At 72.0% G+C, this 25,322-nt stretch carries 24 protein-coding genes and 2 tRNA genes; 18 read left to right on the forward strand and 8 right to left on the reverse strand.

The genetic code is table 11. The features are described from left to right. Nucleotides 1-95 precede the first annotated feature (95 nt). The 4 genes from ACGF5T_RS02980 (at nt 96) to ACGF5T_RS02995 (ending at nt 3,233) form a co-directional block, all read left to right on the forward strand. Nucleotides 96-1,217, forward strand: a complete 1,122-nt coding sequence (locus ACGF5T_RS02980) for an SDR family oxidoreductase (protein ID WP_366766114.1) — start codon at nt 96-98, stop codon at nt 1,215-1,217. 119 nt (nt 1,218-1,336) lie between these two features. Next, nucleotides 1,337-1,798: a molybdenum cofactor biosynthesis protein MoaE gene (locus tag ACGF5T_RS02985; RefSeq protein ID WP_356604388.1), complete on the forward strand. Its 462-nt coding sequence runs from the start codon at nt 1,337-1,339 to the stop codon at nt 1,796-1,798. Between the two features lie 123 nt (nt 1,799-1,921). Then, nucleotides 1,922-2,086, forward strand: a complete 165-nt coding sequence (locus tag ACGF5T_RS02990) for a hypothetical protein (RefSeq protein WP_356604389.1) — start codon at nt 1,922-1,924, stop codon at nt 2,084-2,086. Between the two features lie 52 nt (nt 2,087-2,138). Beyond that, a complete protein-coding gene (locus ACGF5T_RS02995; protein ID WP_366766115.1) occupies nt 2,139-3,233 on the forward strand; it encodes a PDZ domain-containing protein in 1,095 nt (364 codons plus the stop codon). Nucleotides 3,234-3,275: 42 nt separating this feature from the next. Here ACGF5T_RS02995 and ACGF5T_RS03000 read toward each other — a convergent pair whose 3' ends face one another. Next, a complete protein-coding gene (locus ACGF5T_RS03000; protein WP_356604393.1) occupies nt 3,276-3,818 on the reverse strand; it encodes a PPA1309 family protein in 543 nt (180 codons plus the stop codon). A gap of 164 nt (nt 3,819-3,982) precedes the next feature. On the opposite strand from ACGF5T_RS03000, the gene ACGF5T_RS03005 reads away from it, so the two are divergent. The 4 genes from ACGF5T_RS03005 to ACGF5T_RS03020 all read left to right on the forward strand — a co-directional run bounded on the left by ACGF5T_RS03005 (nt 3,983) and on the right by ACGF5T_RS03020 (nt 9,352). Next, nucleotides 3,983-6,952 (forward strand): UPF0182 family protein, encoded by a 2,970-nt coding sequence (locus tag ACGF5T_RS03005; protein WP_356604732.1) that lies wholly within the window; start codon nt 3,983-3,985, stop codon nt 6,950-6,952. Between the two features lie 97 nt (nt 6,953-7,049). Beyond that, nucleotides 7,050-7,123: transfer RNA gene (locus ACGF5T_RS03010), tRNA-Met, on the forward strand. Nucleotides 7,124-7,362: 239 nt separating this feature from the next. Next, nucleotides 7,363-9,180, forward strand: a complete 1,818-nt coding sequence (locus ACGF5T_RS03015) for a tetratricopeptide repeat protein (RefSeq protein ID WP_356604395.1) — start codon at nt 7,363-7,365, stop codon at nt 9,178-9,180. Nucleotides 9,181-9,278: 98 nt separating this feature from the next. Next, nucleotides 9,279-9,352: transfer RNA gene (locus ACGF5T_RS03020), tRNA-Met, on the forward strand. Nucleotides 9,353-9,492: 140 nt separating this feature from the next. Here ACGF5T_RS03020 and ACGF5T_RS03025 read toward each other — a convergent pair. Further along, on the reverse strand, nt 9,493-9,909 hold the full coding sequence (locus ACGF5T_RS03025; RefSeq protein ID WP_053136827.1) for a Fur family transcriptional regulator: 417 nt from the start codon (nt 9,907-9,909) through the stop codon (nt 9,493-9,495). A 144-nt stretch (nt 9,910-10,053) separates the two neighbouring features. On the opposite strand from ACGF5T_RS03025, the gene ACGF5T_RS03030 reads away from it, so the two are divergent. Further along, entirely contained in the window at nt 10,054-11,505 is a 1,452-nt protein-coding gene (locus ACGF5T_RS03030) for a catalase (RefSeq protein WP_356604397.1), read from the forward strand. A gap of 84 nt (nt 11,506-11,589) precedes the next feature. Here ACGF5T_RS03030 and ACGF5T_RS03035 read toward each other — a convergent pair whose 3' ends face one another. Together ACGF5T_RS03035 and hisN are read right to left on the reverse strand one after the other, a co-directional pair. Next, nucleotides 11,590-11,997 (reverse strand): CBS domain-containing protein, encoded by a 408-nt coding sequence (locus tag ACGF5T_RS03035; RefSeq protein WP_356604399.1) that lies wholly within the window; start codon nt 11,995-11,997, stop codon nt 11,590-11,592. Nucleotides 11,998-12,150: 153 nt separating this feature from the next. Beyond that, nucleotides 12,151-12,951 (reverse strand): histidinol-phosphatase, encoded by an 801-nt coding sequence (hisN, locus tag ACGF5T_RS03040; protein WP_356604401.1) that lies wholly within the window; start codon nt 12,949-12,951, stop codon nt 12,151-12,153. 250 nt (nt 12,952-13,201) lie between these two features. Here hisN and ACGF5T_RS03045 point away from each other — a divergent pair, with 250 nt between their 5' ends. Further along, nucleotides 13,202-13,819 (forward strand): TetR/AcrR family transcriptional regulator, encoded by a 618-nt coding sequence (locus tag ACGF5T_RS03045; RefSeq protein WP_366766116.1) that lies wholly within the window; start codon nt 13,202-13,204, stop codon nt 13,817-13,819. Between the two features lie 11 nt (nt 13,820-13,830). Here the strand turns inward: ACGF5T_RS03045 and ACGF5T_RS03050 are convergent, their stop codons facing one another. The 4 genes from ACGF5T_RS03050 to ACGF5T_RS03065 form a co-directional block, all read right to left on the reverse strand. Next, nucleotides 13,831-14,154, reverse strand: coding sequence for a multidrug efflux SMR transporter (locus tag ACGF5T_RS03050; protein ID WP_053136842.1), 324 nt, complete (start codon nt 14,152-14,154; stop codon nt 13,831-13,833). A 163-nt stretch (nt 14,155-14,317) separates the two neighbouring features. Continuing rightward, on the reverse strand, nt 14,318-15,331 hold the full coding sequence (gene rsgA, locus ACGF5T_RS03055) for a ribosome small subunit-dependent GTPase A (RefSeq protein ID WP_366766117.1): 1,014 nt from the start codon (nt 15,329-15,331) through the stop codon (nt 14,318-14,320). A 12-nt stretch (nt 15,332-15,343) separates the two neighbouring features. Further along, nucleotides 15,344-16,660, reverse strand: coding sequence for a 3-phosphoshikimate 1-carboxyvinyltransferase (gene aroA, locus ACGF5T_RS03060; RefSeq protein WP_356604407.1), 1,317 nt, complete (start codon nt 16,658-16,660; stop codon nt 15,344-15,346). A gap of 156 nt (nt 16,661-16,816) precedes the next feature. Further along, nucleotides 16,817-17,539: a M50 family metallopeptidase gene (locus ACGF5T_RS03065; protein WP_356604409.1), complete on the reverse strand. Its 723-nt coding sequence runs from the start codon at nt 17,537-17,539 to the stop codon at nt 16,817-16,819. 99 nt (nt 17,540-17,638) lie between these two features. On the opposite strand from ACGF5T_RS03065, the gene ACGF5T_RS03070 reads away from it, so the two are divergent. The 8 genes from ACGF5T_RS03070 (at nt 17,639) to def (ending at nt 25,183) form a co-directional block, all read left to right on the forward strand. Continuing rightward, nucleotides 17,639-18,454, forward strand: a complete 816-nt coding sequence (locus ACGF5T_RS03070; protein ID WP_361017159.1) for an SOS response-associated peptidase — start codon at nt 17,639-17,641, stop codon at nt 18,452-18,454. A 1-nt stretch (nt 18,455) separates the two neighbouring features. After that, nucleotides 18,456-19,109, forward strand: a complete 654-nt coding sequence (locus ACGF5T_RS03075) for an alpha/beta family hydrolase (RefSeq protein ID WP_361017157.1) — start codon at nt 18,456-18,458, stop codon at nt 19,107-19,109. A 326-nt stretch (nt 19,110-19,435) separates the two neighbouring features. Next, entirely contained in the window at nt 19,436-20,119 is a 684-nt protein-coding gene (gene sigR / locus ACGF5T_RS03080; protein WP_356604734.1) for an RNA polymerase sigma factor SigR, read from the forward strand. Further along, complete coding sequence (gene rsrA, locus ACGF5T_RS03085) at nt 20,116-20,427, forward strand: mycothiol system anti-sigma-R factor (RefSeq protein WP_356604415.1); 312 nt, start codon at nt 20,116-20,118, stop codon at nt 20,425-20,427. Before sigR ends, rsrA begins: the two co-directional genes overlap by 4 nt. A gap of 183 nt (nt 20,428-20,610) precedes the next feature. Continuing rightward, complete coding sequence (locus ACGF5T_RS03090) at nt 20,611-21,972, forward strand: HD-GYP domain-containing protein (protein ID WP_366766118.1); 1,362 nt, start codon at nt 20,611-20,613, stop codon at nt 21,970-21,972. 70 nt (nt 21,973-22,042) lie between these two features. Then, a complete protein-coding gene (locus tag ACGF5T_RS03095; protein ID WP_392886783.1) occupies nt 22,043-23,299 on the forward strand; it encodes an HD-GYP domain-containing protein in 1,257 nt (418 codons plus the stop codon). 165 nt (nt 23,300-23,464) lie between these two features. Next, on the forward strand, nt 23,465-24,445 hold the full coding sequence (locus ACGF5T_RS03100) for a hypothetical protein (RefSeq protein ID WP_356604419.1): 981 nt from the start codon (nt 23,465-23,467) through the stop codon (nt 24,443-24,445). A gap of 87 nt (nt 24,446-24,532) precedes the next feature. Further along, nucleotides 24,533-25,183 carry a peptide deformylase gene (def, locus tag ACGF5T_RS03105; protein ID WP_356604421.1) on the forward strand — a complete coding sequence of 217 codons (651 nt, stop codon included), beginning with the start codon at nt 24,533-24,535 and terminating at the stop codon, nt 25,181-25,183. Nucleotides 25,184-25,322: the final 139 nt, after the last annotated feature.

Below are 25,322 nucleotides of genomic sequence, written 5' to 3' on the forward strand. Positions count from 1 at the left end.
TGCTTCGCCGACTGGCGGCCTGCGGCAGGATGGATGCCACCTGGTACGTACGCGTCGAGCGCGCCCGTACTGAAGACAACCGCTGGAGACGCCCGGTGAGTTCCCCAGATCCGCAGGTTCGCGCAGCGCGAAACCAGTCAACCAGTTCCACCCGCCCCGGCGCGCGGGGACCCGTGGTCGCGGTCACCGGTGCCGCCTCCGGGGTCGGGGCGCTGCTCACCGAGCGGCTCGCCGCGTCCGACGAGGTCAGACAGGTCGTGGCCATCGACGAACGGCGGGGGGAGTGCGCGGCGGCGCAGTGGCAGATCCTGGACGTGCGGGACCCCGCCATCGCCGAGAAGCTGCGCGGCGCGGACGTGGTGGTGCACCTGGCGCTCGACCTCGATCTGGAGACGGACGCGGCCGCCCGGACGGCCTACAACGTCCGGGGGACACAGACGGTGCTGACCGCGGCCGCGGCGGCCGGCGTGCATCGGGTCGTGCTGTGCACCTCCGCGATGGTCTACGGAGCCCTCCCGGACAACGAGCTGCCGCTGTCCGAGGACGCCGAACTGCGCGCCACGGCCGAGGCGACGGGTGTCGGGGACCTGCTGGAGATCGAGCGTCTCGCGCGGCGCGCCCCGCGGGCGCACCCCGGGCTGAACGTGACCGTCGTCCGCCCGGCGGTCCTGGTCGGAGGCGTAGACACCGCGCTGACCAGGTACTTCGAGTCGCCTCGGCTGCTGGTCGTGGCCGGGTCGCGGCCGGCCTGGCAGTTCTGCCACGTGGACGATCTGTGCAGCGCCCTGGAGTACGCCGTCCTGGAGAAGGCCGAGGGGGAACTGGCCGTCGGGTGCGACGGATGGCTGGAGCAGGAGGAGGTCGAGGAGCTCAGCGGGGTCCGGCGGATGGAGCTGCCCTCGGCGGTCGCGCTCGGCGCGGCGGCCCGGCTGCACCGGATCGGGCTGACACCCTCACCGGCCGGTGACCTGGCGTACACGATGTACCCCTGGGTGGTGAGCGGCAGCCGGCTGCACGACGCCGGATGGCGGCCGAAGTACACCAACGAGGAGGTCCTCGCCGAGCTGCTCGAGGAGGTCTCCGGGCGGCACACCGTCGCCGGGCGGCGCCTCGGCCGCAAGGACGCGACGGCGGCGGGCGCCGCGGGAGCCACGGTGGCGCTGCTGGGTGCGGCGGCGGTGGTACGACGGGCGCGGAAGGCGCGACGCCGCATCTGAGCGGGTACCGCCCGGCCCGCCAGGGACCGGTCCCCTGTAGAAGGCTCCAAAGCGGTACGCGCGCGTGCCGGGTGATGACGCTATTCCGCGCCGTCCGCGCCGTGGGGCACGATGGACGCATGGCAACCACGAGCGACCACCCGGGCGAGCTGGCCGCCCCGGACCCCGTCAAGCTGATCGGCATCCGGGAGACCCCCCTCTCCGTGGACGAGGTCTTCCGGGCCGTCGGTGACGACGCGGCCGGCGGCACCGCCCTGTTCGTGGGGACGGTGCGCAACCACGACGGGGGCACCGACGTCGACCGCCTCGGGTACTCCTGCCACCCCAGCGCCGAGGCCGAGATGCGGCGGATCGCCGAGAAGGTCGTCGCGAAGCACCCCGTACGGGCGCTCGCCGCCGTCCACCGGGTGGGGGACCTGGAGGTGGGCGACCTCGCCGTCGTCGTCGCCGTGTCCTGCCCGCACCGGGGGGAGGCCTTCGACGCATGCCGGCAGCTGATCGACGACCTGAAGCACGAGGTGCCCATCTGGAAGCACCAGACGTTCTCCGACGGGACCGAGGAGTGGGTGGGCGCCTGCTGACGGCACCACCGTCACCTGCGTACCTCCGGTTGCGTAACCGCACCCCCGGCGTGAGCGTTGTCACTGCGGATGGTTAATCTGCTGATCAGTCAGTCGCGGAGCTCATGGGGTTGGGAGGTCGGCATGGCAGCGCTCGCCTGGTTGCTGATTCCGCTGTTCGCCGCCGTCGGCGCGGGTCTGTGGGGCAGCTGGGCCAACCGGACCCGCAAGGCACGGGGCGACGGTCCCGAACTGGACGGGTACGCCCGGTTCCGCGAGGCCATGGAGCGGGCCCGTACGGGCGCCTGACCTGGCACCGCCCTGACGGTGTTCCGACAGCCGCGTCCCGTACTGTCGTGCCATGCCACGCCGCACCGCGACGATGCTCGCCTCCACCCTGATGCTGATCGCGCTCCTGTGCGCGGGTGTGTTCATCCCCGTGCCGTACTCGGAGATGTCCCCGGGGCCGACGGTGAACACCCTGGGCGATCACGACGGCGAGCCGGTGCTGCAGATCTCCGGACACAAGACCTACGAGGCCGACGGCCACCTGAACATGACCACCGTCCGGGTCACCAGCGCCGAGTACAAGATGAACCTCGTGGAAGCGGTCTACGGCTGGCTGGCGCACGACAACCGCGTGGTGCCGCACGACACCCTCTACCCGGAGGGCAAGACGGAGGAAGAGGCCACCCAGGAGAACGCCGAGGAGTTCAGCCAGTCCCAGGAGAGCGCCAAGGTCGCCGCCCTGAAGGCGCTCGACATCCCGGTGAAGTCCTGGGTGGTCGTCTCCACGGTGGTCAAGGACTCCCCGGCCGAGGGCAGGCTGCACGCCGGCGACGTGATCAAGGCCGTGGACGGGAAGACCGTCGGGAAGCCCGGCGACGTCGCCGACCTGGTGACCGAGCACAAGCCCGGACAGGACGTCGTCTTCACCATCGTGCCCGCCGCGGAGCAGGCGGCCGCGGAGAAGGAGAAGCGGGCACCCACGAAGACCGAGAAGGTCACGGTCACCACCGAGACCTCCGACGACGCGGGCGAGAAGCGCGCCGTCGTCGGCATCTCCGCGGGAACCGACCACACGTTCCCGTTCTCCATCGACATCAAGCTGGCCGACGTCGGCGGCCCGAGCGCCGGCCTGATGTTCGCCCTCGGCATCTACGACAAGCTCACGCCGGGCGACCTCACCGGCGGCACGTTCGTCGCCGGCACCGGCACGATCGACGACAACGGCAAGGTCGGCCCGATCGGCGGCATCGGGATGAAGACCATCGGCGCGCGCGCCAAGGGGGCCAAGTACTTCCTGACGCCCGCCGACAACTGCGCGGCCGCCGCCGAGGACATCCCCGACGGGCTCACCCTCGTGAAGGTGGACACCATCGACGACGCCCTCGGCGCGCTCGGGGACATCCGCTCGGGGAAGACGGCCGACCTGCCGAAGTGCGCGGAGGGCTGACGGGCCCCGACTGGTCGCCGGTCCCGTCGGGGCCGGCCCCCGCTACTCCTCGAAGGTCGCCGTCAGAGCCTGGGCCAGACCCGGCACCAGGTCGGAGCCCGTGAGGACCTCCGTGGCCGTGTCCTTCTCCCGCAGCCGCAGGGCCGAGTCGCGGCTGCCGTCGCGCAGGACCGCGACCGTCATGCGGACCTCCTGGCGGTCCGGGTGCTCCGCCACCCACTGCGCCAGCTTCGTCTCGTTCAGCCCCTGGGGGACCTGGGCCTCGGCGGAGGGCGGCAGCATCAGGCGCTCCACGGCGAGGGCGCAGCCGACCACGGCGTCGGGCCAGGCGATGGTGCCCAGGAACTCGTCGAGCGGCTGGTCCGTTGGAATCTCGTCCTGCTCGATCGGGGTCAGGCCGGAGCTCTCCGGCTCGGCCTGCAGACCGAGTCGGTCCGCGAGCGAGGGCTGGTCCGCCGTCAGGCGGGCGGTGTCGACAAGTGCAAAGAGGCGTGCGGGCTGGTCCCAGCCGAGGCCGGAGACGTACTCGTCGATCTCGAGTACGGCCCGGGTGAGGGGGCTCGCTGCCATGGGGGTGTTGGACATGGTCACAATCCTGCCTCGTTACTGGCCCGAATCGGGAACCGAGTAAACGATGAGTAAGTTGCATATGTGTGGGCCCACGATCACGGGGGCGCACGGGGGGCCCGCGAACCCGAGGGCCTGACGGATCAACAGCGAACTTCGAGGTGCGCACCTTGGCTTTCCAGATGCCGGACCGCGGCGGAGGCCCCCCGACGGGGCCGCGGATCAGAGTGGGCCGCCCGTCCCGGCGTGTCCGAACCCTGCTGATGACACTCGGTGTCCTGGCCGTGCTCGGCATGGCCTTCATCATGTTCGCGGGCTTCTGGACGGACTGGCTCTGGTACCGGTCGGTCCACTACTCGTCGGTGTTCACGACGACCCTGTGGACCAAGATCGGGCTGTTCTTCGTGTTCGGCCTGCTGATGGCACTGGCCGTCGGGTTCAACATCTGGCTGGCCCACCGGCTGCGGCCGCCGCTGAGCGCCATGTCGATGGAGCAGCAGAACCTCGACCGGTATCGGATGGGCATCGCCCCGTACAAGAAGTGGCTGCTCTTCGGCATCACCGCCCTGGTCGGCCTGATCGCCGGCGCCTCGGCGTCCGGTCAGTGGCGGACCTGGCTGATGTGGGTCAACGGCGTGTCCTTCGGGCAGAAGGACCCCCAGTTCAAGCTGGACGTCGCCTTCTACGCCTTCGACCTGCCCTGGTACCGGTTCCTGCTCGGCTTCGGCTTCGCCGCCGTGATCATCTCCGTGATCGCGGCCGCGCTCACCCACTACCTGTACGGCGGGCTGCGCGTCACCAGCCCCGGCGCGCGCGCCACGGCCGCGGCCACCGGGCACCTCTCGGTGCTCCTCGGCATCTTCGTCGCCCTCAAGGCCGTCGCCTACTGGCTCGACCGGTACGGGCTGGCGGTGAAGTCCAGCGACTTCAAGGCGACCGACAACTGGACCGGCCTGCGGTACGTCGACGCCAACGCCTACCTGCCGGCCAAGACGATCCTGTTCTGCATCGCGGTCATCTGCGCGCTGCTGTTCTTCGCCACCATCTGGCGGCGCACCTGGCAGCTGCCGGTGATCGGCTTCGGCCTCATGGTGCTCTCCGCGATCCTCATCGGCGGTCTGTACCCGGCGCTCGTCCAGAAGTTCCAGGTCCAGCCGAACGAGCAGGCCAAGGAAGCGCCGTACGTCGAGAAGAACCTGACGGCGACACGCGACGCCTACGGCATCGAGGGCACCCAGGTCGCCGAGTACCCGGGCAGGAGCGAGACCAAGGACAAGACCAAGCTCCGGGACGACGCGGACGCCGCGGCCTCCGTGCGGATCATGGACCCGAACATCGTCTCGCCCACGTTCCAGCAGCTCCAGCAGATGCGTAACTACTACGCGTTCCCGACCAACCTGGACGTCGACCGCTACGCCAAGGACGGCAAGGACCAGGACACGGTCATCGGTCTGCGCGAGCTGAACCTCGCCGGAATCCCGAAGAAGAACTGGATCAACAACCACTTCCGCTACACCCACGGCTACGGCGTCGTCGCGGCCAAGGGCACCGAGGTCGACCCCGAGGGCCGTCCGGTGTTCACCGAGTCCGACCTGCCGTCCGAGGGCGACCTCGGCACCTACGAGCAGCGGGTGTACTACGGCGAGAAGACCACCACGTACTCGATCGTCGGCGGTCCCCAGAAGGAGATCGACTACTCCGACGACACCGGCGAGAAGACGTTCAGCTACAAGGGCGACGGCGGCGTCGACCTCTCCAACCCGATCAACCGGGCGGCGTACGCGGCCGCGTTCAGCGAGCCGCAGATCCTGTACTCCGGCGCGATCGGCGAGGGCTCGAAGATCCTCTACAACCGCACGCCCAAGGAGCGCGTCGAGGCGGTCGCCCCGTGGCTGACCATCGACGGCGACGCCTACCCGGCGGTGGTGGACGGCCGTATCCAGTGGATCGTCGATGCCTACACGACGACGAACGGCTATCCGTACGCGTCCCGTACGACGCTGGGCGACACCACGGCGGACTCGCTGACCGCGAACAACAACTCGCGTGCGGTGGTGGCCCAGCAGAACCAGGTCAACTACATCCGCAACTCCGTGAAGGCGACCGTCGACGCGTACAGCGGCGACGTCAAGCTCTACCAGTGGGACACCAAGGACCCGGTTCTCAAGACCTGGATGAAGGCGTTCCCGGACACGGTGAAGGACAAGAGCGAGATCTCGGGCGCGCTGATGGCGCACCTGCGCTATCCGCAGGACCTGTTCAAGGTCCAGCGCGAGCTGCTCACGCGCTACCACGTGAAGGACGCCAACACGTTCCTCAGCGGCAGCGAGGTGTGGCAGGTGCCGGACGACCCGACCAACAAGTCGGGCGACGCGGTACCGCCGTACTACCTGAGCATGAAGATGCCCGACCAGCAGCAGCAGGCGTTCTCGCTCACGACGACCTTCACACCCAACGGACGTGACAACCTCAGCGCGTTCATGGCGGTCGACGCCGAAGCGGGGACGGAGGGCTACGGCAAGATCAGAATCCTGAAACTGCCGACCAGCACGACCGTCGACGGACCCAAACAGGTCCAGAGCCAGTTCAACTCCGAACAGGACATCGCCGAGTCCATCAGGCTGCTGAGAGGCGGCGACTCGGAGGTCGAGTACGGCAACCTGCTGACGGTGCCGCTCGACGGCGGACTGCTCTACGTGGAACCGGTCTACGTCCGCGGTGGCGACCTCAAGTACCCGCTGCTGCGCAAGGTGCTGGTGAGCTACGGGGGCAACACCGCCTTCGAGAACACCCTCGACGAGGCCCTCAACAAGGTCTTCGGAGCGCAGGCCGCCGAGACCGATCCACCGGCGGACGAGGGCGAGGACACGACCGAGCCACCACCGACGTCCACCAACCCGACGGTCCGGGAAGCGCTGAGCGACGCGCAGGAGGCCTTCGACGCCGGGCAGACGGCCCTGGAGCAGAAGGACCTCGCCGCGTACGCCGAGGCGCAGAAGGACCTGGAGGAGGCGCTGCGGCGGGCCGAGGACGCACAGGCCAAGGCCGACGAGAGCGGCGGCGGCAAGAACGGGGACAAGGGCGAGGGCGGCAAGGCCAGTCCCAGCTCCTCACCGAGCGGTGACGCCGGCGGGGGCTCGGACAGCGGCTGACGGCGCTGCCCCGAGTCGACTCCGTGCCCCGCACGGGCCGGTCGTTCGACCTGGTCAGAGCCCACCCCGCGCCGTGATACGGTGGTGAACACAACGGCGCGGGGTGGAGCAGCTCGGTAGCTCGCTGGGCTCATAACCCAGAGGTCGCAGGTTCAAATCCTGTCCCCGCTACTGAAGTCGAGCGCTACGTGCGAGCGACCACGAAGGCCCGGATTCCACAAGGAATCCGGGCCTTCGTGATGTGCGAACGCATGTGCCGACGGGGGCGACGGCCGCGCCGCCAAGGGGAGTTGGGCCCATCTGTGTTTGACTTGTCTCCCTGTGGGCATGTCGACAAAACGCTGAAGTGACCTCACTGGCTGCGGTATACCGGATGTACCCAGGTTGCAGGTGGTGCGACGATGGACGTTATGGGGGACATGGCAAATCTGTTCGGCACAGGGCGTTTTGCCCAGCCGTCAGGTCAGGAGGAGACCGCGGACGAGGCTCAGGAAGTCGCCGACGAGGCCGCCGAGGAAGTGCGCCGGCGGATCGCCGCCGATGCCGGTGACGTCGAGGCGATGAGTGTCCTCGGCGCGATGCTGCTGCGCCGCGGCGACTTCGACGGCGCCGAGACCCACCTGCGCGCCGCCACCGCGGCCGGCGACCGAGCCGCCGCCAACAACCTGGGCGTCCTGCTGCACCAGCGCGGATACGCGGACGAGGCCGCCGGCTGGTGGCGGATCGCCGCCGTCGCCGGGTCCGCCGCGGCCGCGCACGCCCTGGGGCGGCACTTCCGCGAGCGCGGGGACGAGCCCGCCGCCGAGTACTGGCTGTGCCAGTCCGCCGAACAGGGACACGTGCTGGGCGCCTACGCGCTCGCGGACCTGTTGGAGCACCGCGGCGACGAGGCCGGTTCCGAGCGGTGGATGCGGGCCGCGGCCGAACGCGGGCACCGGGAGGCCGCCTACCGGCTGGCCCGGTCGCTGGACCGTGCCGCCCGGCCGGACCGGGACCCCGAGGACGGGCCGGCGGTCCCGGCGTCCGAGGAGGCCGAGCAGTGGTACCGGCAGGCCGCCGCACGCGGTCACCGGCGAGCCGCCCTGCACCTCGGGACGATCCTGGAGAAGCGCGGCGAGCTGAAGGAGGCCGGGCGCTGGTACCTGACGTCCGCCAAGGACGGCGAGGCCCGCGCGGCCTGCGCGCTCGGCTTCCTGCTCCGGGACGCCGGGGACGTCGAGAGCGCCGCCGTGTGGTGGCTGCGGGCCGCCCAGGACGGCGACGGCAACGCCGCCAACGCCCTGGGCGCGCTGCACGCCGAGCGCGGCGAGACACAGACCGCCGAGCGCTGGTACCGCGCGGCGATGGACGCCGGGGACGACAACGGGGCGTACAACCTCGGGTTGCTCTGCGCCGAACAGGGGCGCACCACGCAGGCCGAGCAGTGGTACCGCCGGGCGGCCTATGCCGGACACCGGGAGGCCTCCAACGCGCTGGCGATCCTGCTGCTGCGCGGCGGGGACGAGACCGGCGCCGAGCCGTGGTTCTCCAAGGCCGCCGAGGCGGGCAGTGTGGACGCCGCATTCAACCTCGGCATCCTGCACGCGGGACGGGACGAGGAGCGGGCGGCGCTGAGCTGGTACGAGCGGGCCGCGGCCGCCGGGCACACGGAGGCGGCCCTGCAGGTCGGGATGGCGCGCCTGCGTGCCGGGGACGAACGCGACGCCGAGCGGTTCCTGCGGTGCGCGGCCGGGGGCGGCAGCGCGGAGGCCGCCTACCGCCTGGCGACGGTGCTCGACGCCCGCCGGCCGCCCGCGCCCGCCCACGAGCTGGGCGAGCCGGCGCACGAGAAGTCCGAGTGCGAGGAGTGGTACGAGCGGGCGGCCTCCCAGGGGCACCGCCGCGCCCAGGTGCGGGTCGGCATGCTGGCCGCGGCCCGGGGCGACGTGGTGGAGGCGGCACGGTGGTACCGGGAGGCGGCCGAGGCCGGGTCCCGCAACGGCGCGTTCAACCTCGGGCTGCTGCTGGCGCGGGAGGGGAGCGAGCCCGAGGCCGTCGTGTGGTGGCGCCGCGCGGCCGACGCGGGGCACGGGCGGGCGGCGCTGCGGCTGGCGCTGGTCTGCGCGCGGCGGGGCGAGCTGGCCGAGGGGCAGCGGTGGGCCGACCGGGCCGTCTCGCTGGGACCTCGGGAGGTGGCGGAACGGGCGGCCCGGCTGCGGGACGCGCTGCGGCAGGAGCTGTCGGCCTGACGCCGGGCGCCTCCGCGCAGCCCGGCGGGGCGGGGCGCGGCCGGGGCGGAAGCGATTTGCTTCCGGTCGAGGGGTTGACGTAGTGTTCACTTCATCGACGCGGGGTGGAGCAGCTCGGTAGCTCGCTGGGCTCATAACCCAGAGGTCGCAGGTTCAAATCCTGTCCCCGCTACTGAAGGCCGAGGGCCGGAATCCGAAAGGGTTCCGGCCCTCGGTGTGTTGGGCGGCAGTGAGCGCCGTAGGCAGCGGTCGCGACGCGAGTGAGCCCCGGCAACCAGAGGCTGCCGGGGCTCACTCGTACGGGGAAGGGGTCTAGGCCGCCGCGCAGTTCGGACAGGTGCCGCGGTAGGTCACCTCGACGTCCGAGACGGTGAAGCCGAAGCGCTCCGAGTCGGGGAGGTCGGCCATCGGGTTGCCGGTCGGGTGGACGTCGCGGATCGCCCCGCACTGGGCGCAGACCAGGTGGTGGTGCGGCCGGTGCGCGTTGGGGTCGTACCGCTTCGCGCGCTTGTCCGTCGCGACCTCGAGCACCTCGCCGAGCGAGACCAGTTCACCCAGGGTGTTGTAGACGGTCGCCCGGGAGATCTCGGGGAGCTTGTCCACGGCTCGGGCGTGCACCTCGTCGGCCGTCAGATGGACGTGTTCGCCCTCGAGGACCTCGGCCACCACACGCCGCTGCGCGGTCATGCGCCATCCGCGCCCGCGCAGTCGTTCCAGTAGGTCACTCATGGAGGCCAGCCTAACAGCTAGGGGGACCAGGTCCCGAACGTGTGTGACTTTGGAGCCTTACTTGACTTAGACAATGTCCATTGTAGGATCGAGACCGGCATTAGCCAAGGGACAGGTTTTGCAGGATTGGCGCAGGAGGCGTACGTGACTCAGGGACCGCTCACTACGGAGGCCGGTGCTCCGGTAGCCGACAACCAGAACAGCGAGACCGCGGGTGCCGGTGGCCCCGTGCTCGTCCAGGACCAGCTCCTTCTCGAGAAGCTGGCCCACTTCAACCGTGAGCGCATCCCGGAGCGTGTCGTGCACGCCCGCGGCGCCGGCGCCTACGGCACCTTCACGGTCACCGCCGATGTCACCCGGTACACGCGTGCCGCGTTCCTCTCCGAGGTCGGCAAGGAGACGGAGACCTTCCTCCGCTTCTCGACCGTGGCCGGCAACCTGGGTGCGGCGGACGCCGTCCGCGACCCGCGTGGCTTCGCGCTGAAGTTCTACACCGAAGAGGGCAACTACGACCTCGTCGGCAACAACACCCCGGTGTTCTTCATCAAGGACGCCATCAAGTTCCCCGACTTCATCCACACCCAGAAGCGCGACCCGTACACGGGCAGCCAGGAGGCGGACAACGTCTGGGACTTCTGGAGCCTGTCGCCCGAGTCGACGCACCAGGTGACCTGGCTGCACGGCGACCGCGGCATCCCCGCCTCGTACCGGCACATGGACGGCTTCGGTTCGCACACCTACCAGTGGAACAACGAGGCCGGCGAGGCCTTCTGGGTGAAGTACCACTTCAAGACGGACCAGGGCATCAAGAACCTGACCGCCGAGGAGGCCGCCAAGCTCGCCGGTGAGGACCCCGACTCCCACCAGCGCGACCTGCGCGAGGCCATCGAGCGCGGCGACTTCCCGTCCTGGACGGTCGGCGTGCAGATCATGCCGGTGGCCGAGGCGGCGACCTACCGCTTCAACCCGTTCGACCTGACCAAGGTGTGGCCGCACGCGGACTACCCGATCGTCTGGTTCGGCAAGCTGGAGCTCAACCGCAACCCGCAGAACATCTTCGCCGAGGTCGAGCAGTCGATCTTCTCCCCGGCGCACTTCGTGCCCGGCATCGGCCCGTCCCCGGACAAGATGCTCCAGGGCCGCCTCTTCGCGTACGGCGACGCCCACCGCTACCGCGTCGGCATCAACGCCGACCACCTGCCGGTGAACCGCCCGCACGCCACCGAGGCCCGCACCCACGCGCGTGACGGTTTCCTGTACGACGGTCGGCACGGCGGCGCGAAGAACTACGAGCCGAACAGCTTCGGCGGCCCGTTCCAGACGGACCGGGCGCTGTGGCAGCCGGTGGCCCTCACCGGTGTCACGGGCAACACCGAGGCTCCCGTGCACGCCGAGGACAACGACTTCGTCCAGGCGGGCAACCTCTACCGCCTGATGACGGAGGAGGAGCGGGAGCGCCTGGTCGCCAACCTGGCGGGCGGCATCTCCCAGGTCTCGCGCGAGGACATCGTCGAGCGCGCGATCAACAACTTCCGTCAGGCCGACGGAGACTTCGGCAAGCGGCTGGAGGCCGCGGTCCAGGCCCTGCGCGGCTGACGTCCAGCACTGGACCGCTTGTCGTAGCGGCGGGCCGGATCCCCGGGAACGGGGGTCCGGCCCGTTCGTCGTCGCGCGGTCCGCTCAGGCCGTCACCGCCGGTTCCTCGTGCCGCGGTCGGGCCGGCGCCCAGCAGCGGATGATGTCGCGGACCGAGACGATGCCCGCGGGCTCGCCGCGGTCGAGGACGATGAGGTGGCGGAAGCCGCCGTGCACCATCGCCCGGGCCGCCTCCTCCAGCGTCCAGGACGGCGTGGCGAACACGACGTCGGTGGTGGTGTGGGCGTGCGCCCGTTCGGTGTCCGGGTCCTGGCCCAGGCCCACGGAGACGAGGACGTCGCGTTCGGTCAGGATGCCGATGCCGCCGGCGTCGGGGTCGTGCACCACGGCCGCGCCGACGCGGCGGGCGGACATCAGTGCGGCGGCCTGGCGGAGGGTGTGGGCGGGGCCGATGGTGAGGACGACCGTGCTCATGGCTTGGCGGACGAGCATGGGTGGAGCCACCTCCTGCCGGTGATCCATGAGTTGGTTCATGGATTCACAACTTCACAAGTGGGGGACTCTCAGAGTGGCAGGTAAAGCACAGGTCAACAAGAGGGCGCGGAGCGTGCGGAGCGGGGCGCTCGAGGCGCGCCCGAGGCGCCCTCAGTAGCGCTGGTTGAGGTAGCCGAGCAGCTCGTCGTGGAGTCGGCCGTTGGACGCCGCCGCGTTGCCGCTGTGCGGGCCGGGGCGGCCGTCGAGGCCGGTGAAGGTGCCGCCAGCCTCCGTGACGATGATCGCGTTCGCGGCCATGTCCCAGAGGGAGAGCTCGGGTTCGGCGCAGAGGTCGACCGAGCCCTCGGCGACCATCATGTACGGCCAGAAGTCGCCGTACGCGCGCGTGCGCCAGACCTCGCGGGTCAGGTCCAGGAAGCCGTCCAGCCGGCCCTGCTCCTCCCAGCCGCTGAGCGAGGAGTACGCGAAGGAGGCGTCGGAGAGCGCGGAGACCTGGGAGACCCGGAGCCGGGAGGCCGAGGTAAGGCTGCGTCCGGTGAAGGCGCCGTGGTCCTTCACCGCCCACCAGCGACGGCCCAGGGCCGGTGCGGAGACGAGGCCGACGACGGGCTGGTAACCGCCCTCGGAGGCTTCCGTGAGCGCGATGAGGGTGGCCCAGACGGGGACGCCGCGGACGTAGTTCTTGGTGCCGTCGATCGGGTCGATGATCCAGCGGCGGGAGCCGCTGCCCGCCACGCCGAACTCCTCCCCGTGCACCGAGTCGCGGGGGCGGGCGCGGGCGAGGTGGCCGCGGATGAGTTCCTCGGCGGCCTTGTCCGCTTCGCTCACCGGGGTCATGTCCGGCTTCGTCTCGACCTTCAGGTCGAGGGCCTTGAAGCGGTCCATCGTCGCGGCGTCGGCGGCGTCCGCGAGGACGTGGGCGAGGCGGAGGTCGTCGAGGTAGTCGGCCATGCGGTCACGGTATCTGCCGGAAGCGGACCGGGGCCACCAGGGGTTTCGCGGGACGAGCGGGGCCGAGCCGACGCAGGGGCGCCTCGGGCGGGGCGGCGCCCGGGCGTTGGCGGGACACGGGCGGCCGGGGGCCGCGGCGGAGGGACCTCCCGGCCCGGCGTGGCGGGCCTCCTCTCCCGCGCGAGGACCCTTGACAGTGCCCCCATACCCGTCAAATCTGGGCACCAGGTCGCTCGGCCCGAGGGAGGCGATGGTGCCTGCAGCCCGGGAGTCCCTGCTCGATGCCGCCTACACGGCGTTGGCGCGTCGACCGTGGGCCGCTGTGCGGATGGTGGACGTGGCGGCGGCGGCCGGGGTGTCCCGGCAGACGCTGTACAACGAGTTCGGCAGCAAGGACGGACTCGCCAGGGCACTCGTCCGCAGGGAGGCGGACGGGTACCTCGCCGGGGTGGACCGCGCGCTGTCCGGCGGCCCGGGCGACCCCCGCGAACGGCTCGCCGCCACCGCCGAGTGGACCACGTCCGCCGCCCGCGAGAACGTCCTGGTACGGGCCATGCTCACCGGCTGCTGGAGCGAACGGCTGCCCGCCCCGGCCCTGACGGCGGTGCCGTCCACCTCCGCCGTACCGGCGCAGCGCCGCGCCGACGGCCCGCTGCCCTCACCCGGTGATCTCGTCGCCCTCGTCCGCGACCGTGCCGTCGCCGCCCTGAACGGCGCGGGTCCGCCCACGCCGCCGAGCACCACCGAACTGGCCCGCTCCTGCGAACTGGCCGTACGGCTCGCGCTGTCCTGCGTCGCGGCGCCGCCCGGCGAGGGAGGGGCCGGGGAGCTCGTGCGCTCCGTGCTGCCGCGCGAACTGACGGCGTGACGGGGGGCGCGTCAGTGCGCCGAGCCCGACAACTGCAGTCCGATCACGCCGATGATGACGAAGCTGATCGACACGATCTTCAGGGTCGAGACCAGGTCGCCGAGGAAGATCATGCCGTAGATGGCGGTGCCGGCCGCGCCGATGCCGGTCCACACCGCGTACGCGGGACCGACGTCGAGCTTCTTCAGGGACATGGTCAGCAGACCGAAGCTGCCCAGCGCGAAGACGCAGAAGGCGATGGTGGGCCAGAGCCGGGTGAAGCCGTGCGACAGCTTCAGGCAGACGGCGAAGCCGGTTTCGAGCACCCCGGCCACTATGACCAGCAGCCACGCCATGTCGTGTCCTCCCGTAGTCCCGTACCGTGACCGCTGCGTCGCCTGCTCGTCTTCACTTGGTCGCTACGTCCGGCTTTGCTCAGGCTTGGATCCGGCTTGGTGCGATTATGCACTTACCGGTGGCACGGCACGGCAAACAACGCGGAGGTCGGCCGCCTTCCTGTCAGTCGCCTTCCTTCCGCTCCCGCGTCGACAGCAGCCGGCGCAGCGAGTACAGCCGGGCCGGGTCGGCGTGTCCGTCGGCGACCCAGGTGTCCAGCGCGCAGTCGGGCTCGTCGTGGCTGCACGCGCGGGGGCAGCCTTCGGTGCCCGGCACGAGGTCGGGGAAGGCGTTGATCACCCGGGACGGGTCGATGTGCGCCAGCCCGAACGACCGTACGCCCGGGGTGTCGACCACCCAGCCGCCGTTCGCGGAGGACAGCGGCAGGGCGAGAGCCGAGGTCGTCGTGTGCCGGCCGCGTCCCGTCACCGCGTTGACGTGGCCCGTCACGCGACGGCGGTCCTCCGGCACCAGGGTGTTGACGAGGGTCGTCTTGCCGACGCCGGAGTGGCCGACGAAGGCCGTGATCTTGCCGTCCAGGTGCTCCCGGACGAGGTCGGCCGCGGCGCCGTTCTCCAGCTCCTCGCGGCTGGTGACGACGTAGGGGATGTCCAACGCGCCGTACAGCTCCAGGAGTTCGTCCGGCGGGGCGAGGTCCGACTTGGTCATCACCAGCAGCGGGGTGAGGCCGCCGTCGAACGCCGCGACCAGGCACCGGTCGATCAGGCGGGGGCGCGGCTCGGGGTCCGCGAGGGCGGTGACGATGGCGAGCTGGTCGGCGTTGGCGACGACGACGCGCTCGTAGGGGTCGTCGTCGTCCGCCGTGCGGCGCAGGACGGAGCTGCGCTCCTCGATGCGGACGATGCGCGCGAGGGTGTCCTTCTTGCCGGTGAGGTCGCCGACCAGGGCCACCCGGTCACCGACGATCGCGGCCTTGCGGCCGAGTTCCCTGGCCTTCATCGCCATGACCACCCGGTCCTCGACGAGGCAGGTCAGGCGGCCGCGGTCCACGGTGAGGACCAGGCCCTCGGCTGCGTCCTCGTGCTTGGGCCGGGTGTGGGTGCGCGGCCGGTTCCCCTTGCGGTTGGGGCGGGACCGGATGTCGTCCTCGTCGGTGTGCTTGCCGTAGCGGCGCATGGCGATCCGTCCCTACGCCCCGAGCATCCCGGTCCACAGGTCGGGGAACTCGGGCAAGGTCTTGGCCGTCGTCGCCACGTTCTCGATCTCCACGCCCTCGACGCCGAGGCCGATGATCGCGCCGGCCGTGGCCATGCGGTGGTCCTCGTAGGTGTGGAAGACGCCGCCGTGCAGCCGGCGCGGGCGGATGTGCAGGCCGTCGGCGGTCTCGGTGACGTCACCGCCGAGTTCGTTGATCTCCTTGGTGAGCGCGGCCAGGCGGTCCGTCTCGTGCAGGCGCAGGTGCGCCACCCCGCGCAGGGTCGAGGGGGAGTCCGCGAGGGCGGCGACGGCCGCGATGCCCGGGGTCAGCTCGCCGACCTCGCCGAGGTCGACGTCGATGCCGTGCACGGCACCCGAACCGGTGAAGACCAGCCCGTAGTCCGTCAGTTCGCAGGCGCCGCCCATCTCGGTGAAGATCTCGCGGAGCCGGTCACCCGGCTGAGTGGTGCGGGACGGCCAGTCCGGGACGACCACCTTGCCGCCGGTCACCAGCGCCGCCGCCAGGAAGGGCTGGGCGTTGGAGAGGTCCGGCTCGATGGTCAGGTCCCGGCCGAGCAGCGCGCCCGGCGTGACCCGCCAGACGTTCGGTTCGCCGCCGGACTCCGGGGTGTCGACCTGGGCGCCGACCGCGCGCAGCATGTCGACGGTCATGCGGATGTGCGGCATGGACGGCAGCGCGGAGCCGGTGTGGCGGACCTCGACGCCCTGGTTGAAGCGCGGTCCGGACAGCAGCAGGGCGCTCACGAACTGCGAGGACGAGGAGGCGTCGATCGCGACCGGGCCGCCCTCCAGCGCCCCGCCGCCGTGCACGGTCAACGGCAGCGCACCCCGCGCGTCGTCGTCGATCCGGGCGCCGAGGGCGCGCAGCGCGTCGATCACGCCGTGCAGGGGACGCTCGTACGACCGCGGGTCGCCGTCGAAGCGGACGGGGCCGTCGGCGAGCGTGGCGACCGGCGGCAGGAAGCGCATGACCGTGCCGGCGTTGCCGACGTCGACCGTGGCCGGTCCGCGCAGGCCCGCCGGGATGACCCGCCAGAACTCGCCGGTGCCGTCCGGACCGACGCCCTCCTCGATCTCGACGCCCATGGCGCGCAGGGCCCCGGCCATCAGCAGGGTGTCCCGGGAGCGCAGCGGACGGCGCAGCCAGCCGGGCTCGGACGCGAGGGCGGCCAGCACCAGCGCGCGGTTGGTGACCGATTTGGACCCGGGCACATGGACGGTCGCGTCGACGGCCCCGCTCGCGTGCGGGGCGGGCCAGAGGGCGGTGTGCGCGGGGTTCACGGTCATGGGCCCCACTTTAATGGCTGGGGACGAGCGCAGATCTTGATCAAAAGCGGCGAAACCTGACCGAAAGTGCTGGGAGGGCATGTGCCGTGCATATATGCGAGAGCAGCCCGGCGAGCGCGGACCGCGCGGCGGACGCGGGGGACCCGTGCGTCGCGTTCACAGCTCCAGCAGCCAGCGGCCCCCGCCCACCAGTGAGCACAGCGACACCGCGTGGAACAGGAAGAACCACACCCCCGCCGGCGCGTGCGTCAGCCGGGCCAGCTGGTCCGCGTCCGAGTCGCCGGCGCCGCCGCGCGCCCGCTTCGCCTGCAGCTCGAAGGCCGGCCGCACCCCGCCGAGGAGCAGGAACCACACCACCGCGTACGCGAACGCCGCCTGCACCTGCGGGCCGGCCAGCCAGGACACCAGGACGAAGGTGGCGCCGGTGAGCACCACCGTCAGCACCCCGTAGGCGTTGCGGACCATCACCAGCAGGGCGGCGAGCAGCGCCGTCGCCAGCCACAGCAGCAGGGTGATGCGTCCCGAGGCCAGCAGCGCGGCGCCGCCGAGGCCGAGCAGCGGGGGAGCGGTGTAGCCGGCGACCGCGGTGAGGATCATCCCGAGCCCGTGCGGCTTGCCCCGGCTGACGGTCAGGCCGCTGGTGTCCGAGTGCAGGGTGATGCCGGTCAGCGTCCGCCCGGTCAGCAGCGCCACCAGCCCGTGGCCGCCCTCGTGGGCGATGGTGACGGCGTTGCGGGCTATCCGCCACAGCCCGTGCGGCACGACGACCGCGAGCGCGGCGACCAGGGTCGCGATCACCACCCACAGGTCGGGATCGGGTTGGGTGCCGGAGACCTCGTCCCAGAGGGAGGCGAGCGAGGCCGATGCGAGGTGGTCCATGTCCGGTGGGGGCTCCTCGTGCGATCGGTCGAGCGGGTGGCGCGCGCCTCGTCGACGGGTGGTGGCCGGAAGACGGGCGGGCCTGGCAGTGTGGCACGTATGTGCGGACGGTATGCGGCGAGTCGTCGACCCGAGGATCTCGCGGGAATCTTCGAGATCGAGAAGTGGGAGCCCGAGGAGACCTTGGAGCCCGACTACAACGTGGCCCCGACCAAGGAGGTCTACGCCGTCCTCGACCGCCCCCTGAAGGACGTCGAGGACCCGAAACCGGTTCGCCAGCTGCGCAAGCTGAAGTGGGGCCTGGTCCCCTCCTGGTCCAAGACGCCCGAGGGCGGCGCCCGGATGATCAACGCGCGCGCGGAGACCGTCCACGAGAAGCCGTCCTACCGCCGTGCCTTCGCCACCCGGCGCTGCATCCTGCCCGCCGACGGCTACTTCGAATGGGTCACCGGCAAGCAGGAGCGCGACCTGGAGGTCGAGGGGCGCAAGAAGCGGCCCGGCAAGCAGCCGTACTTCGTGACCCCGGCCGACGGGTCCGTCTTCGCCATGGCGGGCCTGTACGAGTTCTGGCGGGACAAGACGCTGCCGGACGACCACCCGCGCGCCTGGTGGGTCACGTGCTCGGTGATCACCACGGAGGCCGAGACCACCCCCCTGGCGGTCGCCCCGGCCGACGGACCGCACGCCCTCGCGGACATCCACCCCAGGATGCCGCTCATGCTGACGCCGGACCGGTGGGACCACTGGCTCGACCCGACGCGCACGGACCCCGACGAGCTGACCTCGCTGCTGGCGCCGCCGCCCGCCGGGCTGATGCGGGCGTTCCCCGTCACCACGGCCGTGAGCAACGTGCGCAACAACGGTCCCGAGCTGCTGAAGGAGCTGGAGGGACCGGAAGAGGGCACACTCTTCTGACGTGAGCAGCGAGAACACGCAGACCGAGACCGTCCCCACGGACACCGGCCCCGCCCGCGTCACCTGGCACCCGGCGAAGACGCCCCGCCTCGTACTGGGCGTGAGCCACGGCGCGGGCGGCGGTATCGAGGCGCGCGACCTGAGGGCACTGGCGGCCGTCCTGCCCGCGCACGGCGTGACCGTCGCCCTCGTCGAGCAGCCCTGGCGGGTGGCCGGCAGGAAGCTCGCGCCCGCGCCGAAGACCCTGGACGCCGGCTGGCGGGGCATCTGGCCCGCGCTGGCCGCGCCCGGGCTGCCGGTGATCTCGGGCGGCCGCAGCGCCGGCGCCCGCGTCGCCTGCCGCACCGCCGCCGAACTGGGCGCCCACGCCGTCCTCGCCCTGAGCTTCCCACTGCACCCGCCGGGCAAGCCGGAGAAGTCCCGCGCGGAGGAACTGCTGGGGGCCGGCGTGCCGACCCTCGTCGTCCAGGGCGGCAACGACCCGTTCGGCCGCCCGGAGGAGTTCCCGAAGACCCCGGCGGGCACCTACGACCTGATCGAGGTGGCGTACGGCGACCACGGTTTCGCCGTGCCCAAGCGGGCGCCGACCACCCAGGAACAGGCCCTGGAAACGATCACCGACGGGGTCCTGGAGTGGGTCCGCTCACTCGGGTGACGGCCCGGGAATGACCGGCCGACGGCCGCTGTTGTGGCGGACATACCGTGCTGAGGACCAACACCAGCACCGACGTCGTACGAGAGGGAGCCCGCCGCATGGCATCAGCCTTCTGCCCGAGTCGCAGCAGCCGCGCCGACCTGGACTGGACAGTGCTGCACGCGGCGAGGACCGCCCCCGTCCGGACGTCGGGCGGACCGGATCGGCCGGCGTCCCCGGCCGCGGGACGAGTGCCCTCGACCCTTGGACAAGCGGCCTTGACCGCAGGTCGTCTATCCTCCGATTCGAGCGGGGCCGCATTCGGTTCCGTGACGTCACTGGAGGAGGTGGGTCCGGTCACTGGGACCGACGCAGGGACCGAAAACGGCCAGGCGGAGCAGCCCGAGGGCCGGGGCGGGGGCACGGAGTCGTCCGCGGAGCGCAGCGCGCGCTTCGAGCGGGACGCGCTGGAGTTCCTCGACCAGATGTACTCGGCCGCGCTGCGCATGACGCGCAACCCGGCCGATGCCGAGGACCTGGTGCAGGAGACCTACGCCAAGGCGTACGCGTCCTTCCACCAGTTCCGCGAGGGCACCAACCTCAAGGCGTGGCTGTACCGCATCCTCACCAACACCTTCATCAACTCGTACCGCAAGAAGCAGCGCGAACCCCAGCGCAGCGCGGCCGAGGAGATCGAGGACTGGCAGCTCGCGCGCGCCGAGTCGCACATGTCGACCGGTCTGCGCTCCGCCGAGTCGCAGGCGCTCGACCACCTGCCCGACTCGGACGTGAAGCAGGCGCTCCAGGCGATCCCCGAGGAGTTCCGTATCGCCGTGTACCTGGCGGACGTCGAGGGCTTTGCCTACAAGGAGATCGCCGACATCATGGGGACACCCATCGGTACGGTGATGTCCCGGCTGCACCGTGGACGGCGGCAGCTGCGCGGCATGCTGGAGGACTACGCCCGCGATCGCGGCCTGGTCCCGGCCGGCGCCGGAGAGTCGAACGAAGCGAAAGGCTCGGGGTCATGAGCTGCGGAGAGCCGCACGAGACGGAGTGCAGCGAAATCCTCGATCATCTCTACGAGTTCCTCGACAAGGAGATGCCGGACTCGGACTGCGTGAAGTTCGAGCACCACTTCGAGGAGTGCTCGCCCTGCCTGGAGAAGTACGGGCTGGAGCAGGCCGTGAAGAAGCTGGTCAAGCGCTGCTGCGGGCAGGACGACGTACCGGGTGACCTGAGGTCCAAGGTGATGGGCCGGATCGACCTGATCCGCTCCGGGCAGTCCGTGCCCGAACACGACGTCACGGCCGCGCCGCCGACTCCGCAGGAGTCCTGAGGCGGTCCCGGACCGGTTCCGTACCGGTCCGGTTCCGTACCGGTCCGGTCCGGTCCCCTTATGTGACGTGGCACGTCAGGTGCCACGTCACTCGTACGTGCTAATCCGCGGGTTGTCCGTCCGCACGTCCCCGCCCCCGCCCTAGGCTCCGGAGCCTGACAGACATGGCCGGGGGAGGGGCTCATGGACGCCGTACCGGCACGCGCGCGGGCGTACGTCGCCGGCGCGGTCCTCGCCGCCCTGGTCTGTCTGCGCCCGCTGCCGGAGGCGGACACGCCCTGGTGGACCGTGGCGCTGTTCGCCGGGCTGTGCGCGGCCTCGGAGCTGGCCGCCCGTTCCGCCCGCACCTGTTCCTTCGGCACCTGCTACCCCGTCCTGCTCGCCGGGGCCTTCCTGCTGCCACCGCCCGCCGCCGCGCTCGTGGCGCTGCCCGGGGCCCTGCTGTCCCCGGTGGCGCGCCGCCCCGCCGCGCTGCGGCGCGTCTGGCGGGCCGCTCAGCTGGCGCTCGCCGTGTGGGCGGCGGCACGGGTGCACGAGGGCCTCGACGGCCCGGCGGCGGTCGGCGCGGCCGACTTCCCGTACGCGCTCGGGCCGGCGGGGGCCGCGGTGCTGGCCTTCTGCCTGGTGCTGACCCTGCTGGACGGCGGCATCTCGGTGCTCGCCGACCGGGTGCCCGCACGCCGGGCCTGGCGCGGGCTGTTCTCCCGGTCGGCGGCGCCGATCGCCGTGCACGGTCTCGCCGGGCTGATGATGGCCGTCCTGTGGCGCAGCCCGTACGGGGCCGTCGCCGCGCTGCTCGTGCTGCCGCCGATGTGCGTGGCGTGGTGGGCCTTCGCCCAGTACCACCGGGAGCGGGCCGCCCACCAGGCGACCATCCGCGCCCTGGTGCAGGCCGTCGACATCAAGGACGGCTACACGCGCGGGCACAGCGAGCGCGTCGGACAGGCCTCCATGATGATCGCCCGGGAACTGGGCATGGACGACGAACGCGTCGAGACGCTCCGCTTCGCCGGGATCCTGCACGACGTCGGCAAGCTCGGTGTGCCCACCCGGCTGCTGCGCAAGGACGGGCCGCTGACGCCCGAGGAGCGCCGGGTGATCGAGCTGCACCCCGAGTACGGGCACGAGATGGTGCGCGGCATCCGCTTCCTGGGCGAGGCCCGGGCCGCCGTCCTCCACCACCACGAACGACTGGACGGCAGCGGCTACCCGTACGGCCTGACCGGCGACCGGATCCCGGAGTCGGCCCGGGTGGTGGCCGTCGCCGACGCCTTCGACGCCATGACGTCCACGCGCTCCTACCGCCGGGCCCGGCCCGTCCCGGCGGCCGTGGAGGAACTCCGGCGGTGCGCCGGGGCCCAGTTCGACCCGCGGATGGTCGGGGCGCTGGTCCGCGCCCTGGACCGCCACGGCTGGCGCCCGGCCGTGACGGCGGACGCCGCGCCCGCCGGGCCCCCGGACGCGGTCCCGGGCCAGCGCGGCGGGGAGCCGGAGGACAGCGTCGGCGGAGGGGCGCGGAACAGCGCCGGGAGAGGCGCGCGATGACGGAACAGTCGGGGCGGGGCACCGGCACCCCCTGCGGGGGCGGGACGTGACGGCGTCACCGTACGGGCCCCTGTCCGCGTACCGGCCCCGGGCGTCGGCGGCCCACACGCTGCTCCCGGCGTGTGCCGGGCTGCTCGCGCTCGCCTCCCTCGTGTCCGTCCTGTGGTCGGGACCGGCGGACCGGTCCGCCGCGCTCGCCTTCGGCCTTCTCGTCGCCCTCGGCGAGCTGACCCGGTGGACGGGGCCCGGGGCCCGGGAGGCCGCGCCGCTCGCGGCCGCCGGAGCGCCGGCGTACGCCTTGCTCGGGGACGTCGCCGGGCGGCCCACCCAGCACGGCGTCGGCCAGACCGTCACCGTCGTGCTCGCCGCCTCCCTGCTCGGCAGCGTGCCCCGCATCGCGCGAGGCGGCGGGCCCGTGCTGGACCACCTGGCGCGGCGCGTGCTCACCGTCGCCTTCGCCGCCGTGTGCTTCCGGCCGCTGTACACCCAAGGGGTCTTCCACGACTGGAGCGGTCCCGCCCAGGTGCTGCTGCTCCTCGCCCTGCTGGCCCTGACCGCGCTGTGCGACGCCCTGCTCGCCGCGGCCCCGGCGCACGCCCGCACCGGGTGGCCCTTCGGCCCGCTGCTGCGCGAGGAGCTGCGCGGCATGGTCGGGATCACGTCCGCGGTCTGCGCGACCGGGGCGGTGATGGCGCTCGCGGTGGCCGTCGCGGGGCTGTGGGCGCTCCCCGTCCTGTGCGTACCGCTGCTCCTCACCCAGCTGTCCTACCGGCGGTACGCGGCCGTGCGGGCCACCTACCGGCAGACCATCGCCTCCCTGGCCCGGGCCACCGAGATCGCCGGATACACCCCGGCCGGTCACGCCCGCCGCGTCGCCGGGCTCAGCGGCGCCGTCGGGCGCGAGCTGGGGCTGTCCGGCACCGACCTGACCGTGCTGGAGTACGCGGCCCTCATGCACGACATCGGCCAGCTGAGCCTCGTCGACCCGGTACCGGCCGGAGCCACCGCCTGCCTGCCCGCCGCGGAGCAGCGGCGCATCGCCCTGCTCGGCGGGGCCGTCGTGCGCCAGACCGGGGTCGACGCGGCGGTCGCGGTGGTGGTGGAGCGCCAGGCCGACCCCTGCCGGGAGCAGCCGCTCGCCGCGCGGATCGTGCGGGCCGTCAACGCCTACGAGGAGAAGGCGCGGGACGCCGGCCCCGGCGGCGGCCTCACGGCGCTGGAGGAGCTGCGCCTGGCCACCGCGGACGCCTACGCTCTCGACGTCGTGGAGGCGCTGGCCCGGGTGCTCTCCCGGCAGGGAGGGGCCAGGCATGAGCGGCTCGGTTGAGGGCAGGGGCGGGACGGGGCGGGCTGTCTTACCGGCCCCGCTACTGGGTAACCCATGGGTAATGAGCGACCTCGTGGCCGTACGTGGTTGGATGCGAAGGAGAAGGTGTCCGGGGGCGCGGGAAGGCACAGCCAGCCCACAGAACGGAACTGGCAGGCGGGAATCGTGAGGATCTTCGGCAAGGGACGGCACCGGCCCTCCGCCTCCTGGCGGCAGGCCACCGACCGGGCGTTCACACTGATCGGCGACGGTCGGTACGAGGATGCCGGCGCGCTGCTCACGCGCGCCGCCGACCTGGAACCGTGGCTGTCGGAGTCCTGGTTCAACCTCGCCCTGCTGCACAAGTTCCGGCACGACTGGGAGCAGGCCAGGGCGGCCGGCCTGCGGGCCGTGGCGCTGCTCGACCGGGACGTCGGTGCGCCCGACTGGTGGAACGTCGGCATCGCGGCGACCGCCCTGCAGGACTGGCCGCTGGCCCGCCGGGCCTGGCAGGCCTACGGACTGCGCACCCCGGGGAACGCGACGGACGCCGGCGAGCCGCTCGGCATGGAGCTGGGCAGCGCCGCCGTACGGCTGTCCCCGGAGGGGGAGGCCGAGGTCGTCTGGGGGCGGCGGCTGGACCCCGCCCGCGTCGAGGTGCTGTCCATCCCGCTGCCCTCCTCCGGCCGGCGCTGGGGCGAGGTCGTCCTGCACGACGGGGTGCCGCACGGGGAGCGGACCACCACCGCCGGACACGCCTACCCGGTCTTCGACGAGATCGAGCTGTGGGCGCCGTCGCCCGTGCCGACCTGGGTGGTCCTCCTGGAGGCCGCCACCGAGGCCGACCGGGACGCGCTGGAGCAGCTCGCCGCCGACGCCGGGTTCGCCGCCGAGGACTGGTCGTCGTCGGTCCGGCTGCTGTGCCGGATGTGCTCGGAGTCACGGATGCCGTCCGACGAGGGCGAGGGCGAGCACCTCGACCCGCACGACCACAGCGAGCCGGGGCATCCCGGGCCGCTCGGCCACCGCACCGACGGGCAGCTGTGGGTGCCGGAGCGGGAGTGCGGGGTGGCGGCGCCGGCCGCGCTGGTGAGGGGGCTGCTGGACGGGTGGGTCGCGGACAGCCCGGACTCGCGTGACTGGCGGGATCTGGAAGAGGTCTGCTGAGCGGCCCCGTAGTCTTTACCAGCGCCTGGGCGGCAGCGGTCGCCGGCGGCATCACCCTAAGTTGTTCGAGGAAGGCATACGTCGGTCATGGCCCAGCAGGACACCGATCAGCAGCACGCGGGCGTGCTCCCCGTGGACGAGGACGGGTTCGTCGTCGACACCGAGGAGTGCGAGGAGCGCGAGACGGCCTGGCGGGAGCGCGGCACCTCGCGTCCGATCACGGTGGTCGGCAACCCGGTGCTGCACAAGGAGTGCGAGGACGTCACCGACTTCGGCGAGGAGTTCCAGCAGCTGGTCGCGGACATGTTCGCCAGCCAGCGCACCGCCGAGGGCGTCGGCCTCGCCGCCAACCAGATCGGCGTCGCCAAGAAGGTCTTCGTCTACGACTGCCCCGACGACGAGGGCGTCCGCCACGTGGGCGTGGTCTGCAACCCGCGGCTCGTCGAACTGCCCGCCGACCGGCGCCGGCTGGACGACAGCAACGAGGGCTGCCTGTCCGTGCCCACCGCCTACGCGCCGCTCGCCCGCCCCGACTACGCCGAGGTGACCGGGCAGGACGAGAAGGGCAACCCGGTCAAGGTGCGCGGCACCGGCTACTTCGCACGGTGTTTGCAGCACGAGACGGACCACCTGTACGGGTACCTGTACATCGACCGGCTCTCCAAGCGTGAACGCAAGGAAGCGCTGCGGCAGATGGCCGAGAACGAGCCGCGCTACCCCGTGGTCGCGAACGACTGACACCGCCCCACCGGTCACACATCTTCCGTACGCACGGCGCCTGTTCGGGACTCCCCCGGGCAGGCGCCGTCCGTCTGTCGGAACCTGCCACACAACAGGAGAATTCCGGCACCGGGGGTAGTGAATGGAGCAAATCCGT

Source organism: Streptomyces sp. NPDC047853, from assembly GCF_043204535.1.
Taxonomy (GTDB): domain Bacteria; phylum Actinomycetota; class Actinomycetes; order Streptomycetales; family Streptomycetaceae; genus Streptomyces.

What these genes read in the sequence shown, in the direction of transcription:
- ACGF5T_RS02985 (WP_356604388.1), top strand. Translation starts at nt 1,337, where the DNA reads ATGGCAACCACGAGCGACCACCCGGGCGAGCTGGCCGCCCCGGACCCC.
- ACGF5T_RS02990 (WP_356604389.1), top strand. Translation starts at nt 1,922, where the DNA reads ATGGCAGCGCTCGCCTGGTTGCTGATTCCGCTGTTCGCCGCCGTCGGC.
- ACGF5T_RS02995 (WP_366766115.1), top strand. Translation starts at nt 2,139, where the DNA reads ATGCCACGCCGCACCGCGACGATGCTCGCCTCCACCCTGATGCTGATC.
- ACGF5T_RS03000 (WP_356604393.1), bottom strand. Translation starts at nt 3,818, where the DNA reads ATGTCCAACACCCCCATGGCAGCGAGCCCCCTCACCCGGGCCGTACTC.
- ACGF5T_RS03005 (WP_356604732.1), top strand. Translation starts at nt 3,983, where the DNA reads ATGCCGGACCGCGGCGGAGGCCCCCCGACGGGGCCGCGGATCAGAGTG.
- ACGF5T_RS03015 (WP_356604395.1), top strand. Translation starts at nt 7,363, where the DNA reads ATGGGGGACATGGCAAATCTGTTCGGCACAGGGCGTTTTGCCCAGCCG.
- ACGF5T_RS03025 (WP_053136827.1), bottom strand. Translation starts at nt 9,909, where the DNA reads ATGAGTGACCTACTGGAACGACTGCGCGGGCGCGGATGGCGCATGACC.
- ACGF5T_RS03035 (WP_356604399.1), bottom strand. Translation starts at nt 11,997, where the DNA reads ATGCTCGTCCGCCAAGCCATGAGCACGGTCGTCCTCACCATCGGCCCC.
- hisN (WP_356604401.1), bottom strand. Translation starts at nt 12,951, where the DNA reads ATGGCCGACTACCTCGACGACCTCCGCCTCGCCCACGTCCTCGCGGAC.
- ACGF5T_RS03045 (WP_366766116.1), top strand. Translation starts at nt 13,202, where the DNA reads ATGGTGCCTGCAGCCCGGGAGTCCCTGCTCGATGCCGCCTACACGGCG.
- ACGF5T_RS03050 (WP_053136842.1), bottom strand. Translation starts at nt 14,154, where the DNA reads ATGGCGTGGCTGCTGGTCATAGTGGCCGGGGTGCTCGAAACCGGCTTC.
- rsgA (WP_366766117.1), bottom strand. Translation starts at nt 15,331, where the DNA reads ATGCGCCGCTACGGCAAGCACACCGACGAGGACGACATCCGGTCCCGC.
- aroA (WP_356604407.1), bottom strand. Translation starts at nt 16,660, where the DNA reads ATGACCGTGAACCCCGCGCACACCGCCCTCTGGCCCGCCCCGCACGCG.
- ACGF5T_RS03065 (WP_356604409.1), bottom strand. Translation starts at nt 17,539, where the DNA reads ATGGACCACCTCGCATCGGCCTCGCTCGCCTCCCTCTGGGACGAGGTC.
- ACGF5T_RS03070 (WP_361017159.1), top strand. Translation starts at nt 17,639, where the DNA reads ATGTGCGGACGGTATGCGGCGAGTCGTCGACCCGAGGATCTCGCGGGA.
- rsrA (WP_356604415.1), top strand. Translation starts at nt 20,116, where the DNA reads ATGAGCTGCGGAGAGCCGCACGAGACGGAGTGCAGCGAAATCCTCGAT.
- ACGF5T_RS03090 (WP_366766118.1), top strand. Translation starts at nt 20,611, where the DNA reads ATGGACGCCGTACCGGCACGCGCGCGGGCGTACGTCGCCGGCGCGGTC.
- def (WP_356604421.1), top strand. Translation starts at nt 24,533, where the DNA reads ATGGCCCAGCAGGACACCGATCAGCAGCACGCGGGCGTGCTCCCCGTG.